General features: G+C 73.9%; 4 protein-coding genes and 1 pseudogene. 4 read left to right on the top strand and 1 reads right to left on the bottom strand.

Going from position 1 to position 6,538, the window contains the following annotated elements; genetic code table 11:
• From GUY60_RS39275 to GUY60_RS32085, 4 genes and pseudogenes are all read left to right on the top strand, one after another.
• Positions 1–2,242 (top strand): annotated as a pseudogene (locus GUY60_RS39275) (serine protease); the annotation flags it as partial.
• A gap of 147 nt (positions 2,243–2,389) precedes the next feature.
• A complete protein-coding gene (locus GUY60_RS32095) occupies positions 2,390–3,337 on the top strand; it encodes a bifunctional riboflavin kinase/FAD synthetase (protein WP_161704290.1) in 948 nt (315 codons plus the stop codon).
• Between the two features lie 214 nt (positions 3,338–3,551).
• Complete coding sequence (locus GUY60_RS32090; RefSeq protein ID WP_161704289.1) at positions 3,552–3,779, top strand: hypothetical protein; 228 nt, start codon at positions 3,552–3,554, stop codon at positions 3,777–3,779.
• On the top strand, positions 3,776–5,443 hold the full coding sequence (locus tag GUY60_RS32085; RefSeq protein ID WP_161704287.1) for an ABC transporter substrate-binding protein: 1,668 nt from the start codon (positions 3,776–3,778) through the stop codon (positions 5,441–5,443). The genes GUY60_RS32090 and GUY60_RS32085 overlap by 4 nt, the downstream gene beginning before the upstream one ends.
• Here GUY60_RS32085 and GUY60_RS32080 read toward each other — a convergent pair.
• A complete protein-coding gene (locus tag GUY60_RS32080) occupies positions 5,406–6,422 on the bottom strand; it encodes an ABC transporter ATP-binding protein (RefSeq protein ID WP_161704285.1) in 1,017 nt (338 codons plus the stop codon). The two genes, GUY60_RS32085 and GUY60_RS32080, sit on opposite strands and share 38 nt — an antisense overlap.
• Positions 6,423–6,538: the final 116 nt, after the last annotated feature.

Here is a 6,538-nt window from a genome sequence, read left to right as displayed (position 1 = left end):
GGGACGCCTCTTCCCCGCCGGGACCCGGTACGTGCCCGACGGGTGGGCCGGGGCGGACGGTGCGGGGCCGGACGGTGCCGGGGCGGAGCGGCTGCCCGCGTGTGTGCGGCTCGGCGCGCTCGACGCGGGGCAGGCGGCGCTCGCGCGGGCGGGGTACGGCATCCCCGACGACGCGGTCGCACCGGTGGACGCCGGGCACCCGCTGGCGTTGCGGCTGCTGCACGAGGTGCGTGCCGCGTTGCCCGGAGCCCCGCGGGGCACGCCCACGCGCGAGGAGATCTTCGCCGCCTACCTCGACCTGATGTGCCTGCGGGTCGCCGTACGGGTGGCCGCCGCGCAGGACCTGCGGGGCACGGCGGTGCGGCGGCTCGCGGCGCGGGTGTCGGGCCGGGTGCACGAGGCGGCGCGGCGCAGCCTCGGGCCAGGGCAGGGCGAGTTGGACCGGGCGTCCTTCGAGGCGGTGTTCCCGTGGGCCAGCGGGTACGCGTCGGCGGTGCTCACCGAAGGGCTGCTCGTACCGGCCGGGGACGGGTACCGGTTCGCGCACGAGGAGCTGGCCGACTGGATCCAGGGCGTCCACCTGGACCTCGACACCGCGCTGCACGCGCTGGTGCACCGGTGGCGGGGCGCGCACCGCGGCGTACCGGTGGGCGGAGCTGCCAGTGGCGCGGACCGTGACGCGGCTCGTGACGCGGCTCGTGCTGCGGCTCGTGGTGTGGTGACCGCCGCCGGGCCTGGCGTGCCCGTACAGGGCGTCGTGGGCGGGGTCGGCGACGGTGACGTACGGGCGGGGAGGCGTGCCCTGGAGGCGGAAGCGGAGGTCGAAGCGGAAACGGAGGCGGAGGTCGTCGAGGGTGGTCGGCCGCTGCCCGTGCCGCGGCATCGGATCGGGCCCGTCGTCGAGGCGCTGCTGCTGCTCGGGCGGCAGCAGGGGAGTCCCGAACTGGCCGTGCGGCTCGTGGAGTTGGCGCGTGCCGCCGAGGACATCGCGGGGCGTACGGCGGTCAGCTCGCGGAACGCCGACGCGGCCTGGTGGGCCGAGCGGCTGCTCGCCGAGGCGCTGACGCGGATGCCGGACGCCCGGCCCTGCTTCGGGGTGCTGCGGCTCCTGGTGGAGCGGATCACGGAGCGCGGCGGGGGCGGCCGCGAGGCGTTCGGACCGCGTTTCTGGCGGGGCCTCCCGCTGCCCGAAGCGGAGCGGATGGAGCTGCTGCGGCGGCTCGTCGTGGCCGACCCGGGGCCGGGCGACGAGGGCGGCGGCGCGCGCTACCTGGACGCCGTCGGGGAGTGGCTGAAGGAGGCGCCCGGTGTCGTACAGCCGCTGCTGACCCGGTGGTTCACCGACGAGCGTGCGCTGGCCGCGGCGCCGGACGCGACCGTCGCGCGGGCCGCGCAGGCGCTGCTGCACACGCATCGGCACGCCGCCGTCGACGACCTCACGGAGGCGCTGGTCGACTGCGCGCACGCGCGCGGGGACGAACTGCTGGGGGCGCTCGCCGAGGAGGAGCCGTCCGCGCTCTGCCGGGCCGTCGACCGGTGGGCGCACGACGCCCGACCGGACCGCAGGGTCGCCGCCGCCAGGTACGGGCCGCGGACCGCGCCGTACGCGCGCGGCGAGGCCGACCGGGGGCTGTTGCGGTACGCCGCGCTGGCGCTGCTCGCCCGCCCCGCCGACTGCGCGCTGCACGGGGCGGCGCTCGCCCTGCTCGTACGCGATCCGCAGACCCGGTCGCGGCATCTGCCGCTCGCCCTGCGGCGGTTCGCGGCCGGTGACCCGCAGCTTTCGGCGGACGCGCTCGTCGCGGCGCTCGGCACGCACCCGGAGCCGGTGCTCGCCGCGTTCCAGGACCGGCTGCGCGCGCCGGGGCCGGTCTCCGACGAGTTGCTGCGGGCGCTCGCCGAGGTCACCACGCCCGCGCTCGCGCGGCGGGTGGCGGGGCTCGTGCAGGAGTTCCTCGCGCTGCGGCCCGAGGCGGCGCCGGTCGCGGTCGCGTACATCGACCGGCGGCTCGACCAGGGGCCGGCCGCGCGCGCGGTGCTGTTCCCGCTGGTGTGCGGGGCGCTGCAGAGCCCGGACGCGCGGGTCCGCCGGGCCGTGGCGGCGGTCCTGGTGGTCCCCGGCACCCGTGCCTCGCGGCCGCTGCGGGCCGAACTCCTCGACGTACTCCTGCGTGACGAGCGCGATCCGGAGGTGCTCGCCGCGCTGCACGGCGCGCTGCCCGGCAGCGGGGCGCGGCAGTAAGCGGTAGTAGCGGCAGTGAGGGGTGCGCCGGTCCGCGGGCCAGGGGCGCTGGACGTACGGCCGATGCGTAGCTCACCGGTGGGACATGGCACTCTTAGGACTGCGCAATCAACAGGACGTACTGAGGTTCGGCGAGGAGCAATCACCGTGCAGCGCTGGCGTGGCTTGGAGGACATCCCCGAGGACTGGGGGCGCAGCGTCGTCACCATCGGTTCCTACGACGGGGTGCACCGCGGACACCAGCTGATCATCGGGCGTGCCGTGGAGCGGGCCCGGGAGCTGGGCGTACCCGCCGTCGTCGTCACCTTCGACCCGCACCCCAGCGAGGTCGTGCGCCCCGGCAGCCACCCGCCGCTGCTCGCCCCGCACCACCGGCGGGCCGAGCTGATGGCCGAGCTGGGTGTGGACGCGCTGCTGATCCTGCCGTTCACCTCCGAGTTCTCGAAGCTGGCGCCCGCCGACTTCGTGGTGAAGGTGCTCGTCGACAAGCTGCACGCGCGTGTGGTCGTCGAGGGCCCCAACTTCCGCTTCGGACACAAGGCCGCGGGCAACGTCGCCTTCCTCGCCGAGCTGGGCGGTACGTACGACTACGAGGTCGAGGTCGTCGACCTGTACGTCAGCGGCGAGGCCGGGGGCGGTCTGCCGTTCTCGTCGACGCTGACCCGGCGCCTGGTCGCCGAGGGTGACGTGACCGGTGCCGCGGAGATCCTCGGCCGGCCGCACCGCGTCGAGGGCGTCGTCGTACGCGGTGCTCAGCGCGGCCGCGAACTGGGCTTCCCCACCGCGAACGTGGAGACCCTGCCGCACACCGCGATCCCCGCCGACGGGGTGTACGCGGGCTGGCTGCACGCCGACGGCGAGGTGATGCCGGCGGCCATCTCGGTGGGCACCAACCCGCAGTTCGACGGCACCACCCGCACCGTCGAGGCGTACGCCATCGACCGCGTCGGGCTCGATCTGTACGGCCAGCACGTCGGCGTCGACTTCCTCGCCTTCGTACGCGGCCAGGCGACGTTCGACTCCATCGACGGGCTGCTCGAAGCGATCGCCGACGATGTGAAGCGGTGCCGGGAGCTGCTTGAGGCGGCGGCCTGAGGGGCTTCTGCCCGTCGCGCGTCCCTCTGCTCTCTCGCCCCGTTCTCTCTCGCCCGTTCCCCCTCGGGTCCGTGGCCGGTTTCCCGCGCCCTCTAACGGCTCGAACATGCGGGCCCAACTGCTTTTCCCCGTACGGCAGTTGAGGCATCCTAAGCGGACAGCGAGGGGGGCTGGCCCACGTCGCTCTCGGCTTCGCTCGAGCAGGGGGACCTCCATGACGCCGCGGGCTGATCCGCGAAGATCCGCCGGACAGGCCCTCGCCGAGCCCGGCCCGTACGCCGACCTCTGGTCCGACCCGCTCGGTGGTCCCACGGCCGGGCTGCACGGCGTGATCGTGGAGCGACTGGAGCGACTGGAGCCGCTGCGCGGGCAGTTGCGCGGCTTTCGGCGGTGGCAGACCCTGGACGACCGCATGCGGCTCTCCCGGAAGGAGCCCTGGTGACCGACCCTCAGCCCGCCCCGGCGATACGGCCCTGGCCGGTGCCGCGCGGCGACCGGACGAAGCGGTGGTACGCCCTGTGGGGCGGCGCGGTCGCGCTCGTGGTGGCGGCGGTGGTCTACTTCCTGGCCTTCGACACCTGGGGCAGCCGCGCGTACGTCTTCGACCGGTGCGCCGAGGGCGTGTGGGAGGCGGGGCCGGACGAGGAGTGCGTGGGGGTCACGGACGGGTCGTTCTCGTTCGACGACTCCCTCGACGACATCAGCGCGGACATCCACCGGGCCAACCGGAAGGTCGAGAAGTCCGGCCAGCGCTGGGTGACCGTCGCCTACGTGCACCCTCTGACCGTCGGCGGGACCGACAAGGACGACAACGCGGCGCTGCAGGAGCTCGAGGGCGCGTACGTCGCTCAGGACGAGCTCAACAACGGGCAGGGCACCGTTCCCCGGATCAAGCTCGTCATCGCCAACACCGGGGCGGGCGGCAGGCAGTGGGAGCCGGTGACCGAACGGCTCACGGAGCTGCGGGACGACCGGGAGCACCCGCTGGTCGCGGTGACCGGTTTCGGTCCCTCGTACGACAGCACGACGCGGCTCGTCGACGCGCTGCGGCGGGCGGAGCTGCCGATGATCGGCGGCACGTCCACCGCCGACGAACTCACCTCAGGGACGGAGCCCGGCTTCTTCCGGGTGAACAACCCCAACGGGCAGCAGGCCTCCGCGATCGTCCGCCACCTGAAGGAGCGGCAGCGCAAGCCCGGCCCGTACCGGGTGGCGATGATCAAGGACCGGGACTCCGACGAGGCGTACAGCAGGTCCCTGAGCCGTGGATTCGAGCGGCAGGCGAAGCGGCAGGGACTGCGCCTCGAACCGCTCGGTCTCTCCTACGAGGCGGGCGCGCCCGCGCTCGCCAACGCCTTCGGCTCGCTCGCGAACCAGGTGTGCCAACACCGGCCGGACGCCGTGTACTTCGCGGGACGCGGCCGTGAACTGCGGCAGTTCATCAACGCGATGGCCGTCCTCGGGCGGCGCTGCGAGGTCACCGTGTTCACCGGCGATGACGCGGTGAGCATCTACGCCGACGGGCGGGAGAGCAAGGAGAAGCTGAAGGAGTTCAACGCCAAGTGGCGGCTGAGCAACGTCACGGTGCGCTTCACCGCCCTCGCCCACCCCGACATGTGGAGCACGGGCGGCGGCGGAACGGGCGACGGTGGCGCGGGCGGCGGCAAGGGTTATCCGCGGGGCGAGGACCCGTTCCCCGACTTCGCCGCGCGCTACGACAAGTTGACCGGGCGCGACCCCCGCGGGCTTGTCGACGGCCAGGTCATCGCGGTGTACGACGCGATGCTCGTCGCCGGCAGGGCCATCCAGGAGGTGTGGACCAAGGAACCGTCCGACGAGGGCGAGCAGGGCGCGGGAAAGGGCGGCTCGGCGGCGGATCTGCCGTGGCCGCCGAAGGAGCAGCCCGCCCTCGCGGTGCGCCAGATGCTGCTGCAGATCAAGAAGGGCAACGAGGTGGCGGGCCTGAGCGGTCTCATCTACTTCGGGGACGACGGCAACCCCGTGGAGAAGCCCCTGCCGATCGTGGAGCTCCTCCCGTCCGAGCACTTCGCGTACGGCAAGTTCCGGTTCATGGAGCGGGAGACGCCGCTGGGTCCCGCCCGGTGACGGCACGCGCCGCCGCCCAGTGACAGGCGGCCTGCGCGGTGCGGCCCGAGGACAGCACCGGCAGGTCCTCCGTACGACAGGAACCTGCCACGCCCGCGCGCTCCGCCTCGCCCGAGGCGAGCACCTGGCAGCGGGCGTGGAAGCGGCAGCCGCCCGGGATGCGGGTCGGGTCCGGCGGCTCACCGGTCAGCACCACGGGCTCGCCCGGCGCCTCCGGCAGTACCGACAACAGGGCCTGGGTGTACGGGTGTTGGGGGGAGGTGAGCACCTCCTCGACCGTGCCCGTCTCCACCACCCGGCCCAGGTACATCACGGCGACCCGGTCCGCGATGTTCCAGGCGAGCCCCAGGTCGTGCGTGACGACCAGGGCCGCGAGGCCGAGCTCCGCGCGCAGCGAGAGCAGCAGCGCGAGGATCTCGCCGCGCACCGAGGCGTCGAGGGAGGCCACCGGCTCGTCCGCGACGATCAGTTCGGGGTCGAGGACGAGTGCCCCGGCGATGACGACGCGTTGGCGCTGGCCGCCGGAGAGTTCGTGCGGGTACCGCTGGAAGAACCGCTCCGGTGGGCGCAGGCCGGCCCGCGACAGCGCCTCGGCGACCTTGGTGTGCTCGTCGCCCGCGTACCCGTGCACGCGTAGCCCCTCGGCGACGGCCTCGTAGACGGTGTGGCGTGGGTTCAGGGAGCCGCTGGGGTCCTGCAGGACGAGCTGTACGCGGTTGCGGTACGCCTTCAGGGAGCGGCTGTCGTACGCCAACGGGGCGCCGTCGAAGGTCACTTGGCCTGCGGTCGGCTTCTCCAGGCCCAGGAGGGTGCGGGCCAGGGTGGTCTTGCCGCAGCCGGACTCTCCTACCAGGGCTACGATCTCGCCCTTGCCCAGGGTGAGGTGGACGCCGTCCACGGCTCGGGCGCTGCCGCTGCCGCGTCGGCCGGTGAAGGTGACGTTCAGGTCGGTGGCGTTGAGCAGGGTTGACTCGGTCATCGTTGCCTTTCAGTTGCCCGGCGCCGTGGTGCTGTGCCCACAGTTCCGCCCCTGGCGGACCAGCTGCCCACAGCGGTGGAACGGAAAGTGCTGCCCACAGCGGGGAGGGGAGGGTG

It is taken from the genome of Streptomyces boluensis, from assembly GCF_009908195.1.
Lineage (GTDB): Bacteria > Actinomycetota > Actinomycetes > Streptomycetales > Streptomycetaceae > Streptomyces > Streptomyces boluensis.
Note: the sequence above shows the minus strand (reverse complement) of the source record. Positions and strands in the feature narration are given on the sequence as shown.

What these genes read in the sequence shown, in the direction of transcription:
- GUY60_RS32090 (WP_161704289.1), top strand. Translation starts at nt 3,552, where the DNA reads ATGACGCCGCGGGCTGATCCGCGAAGATCCGCCGGACAGGCCCTCGCC.
- GUY60_RS32080 (WP_161704285.1), bottom strand. Translation starts at nt 6,422, where the DNA reads ATGACCGAGTCAACCCTGCTCAACGCCACCGACCTGAACGTCACCTTC.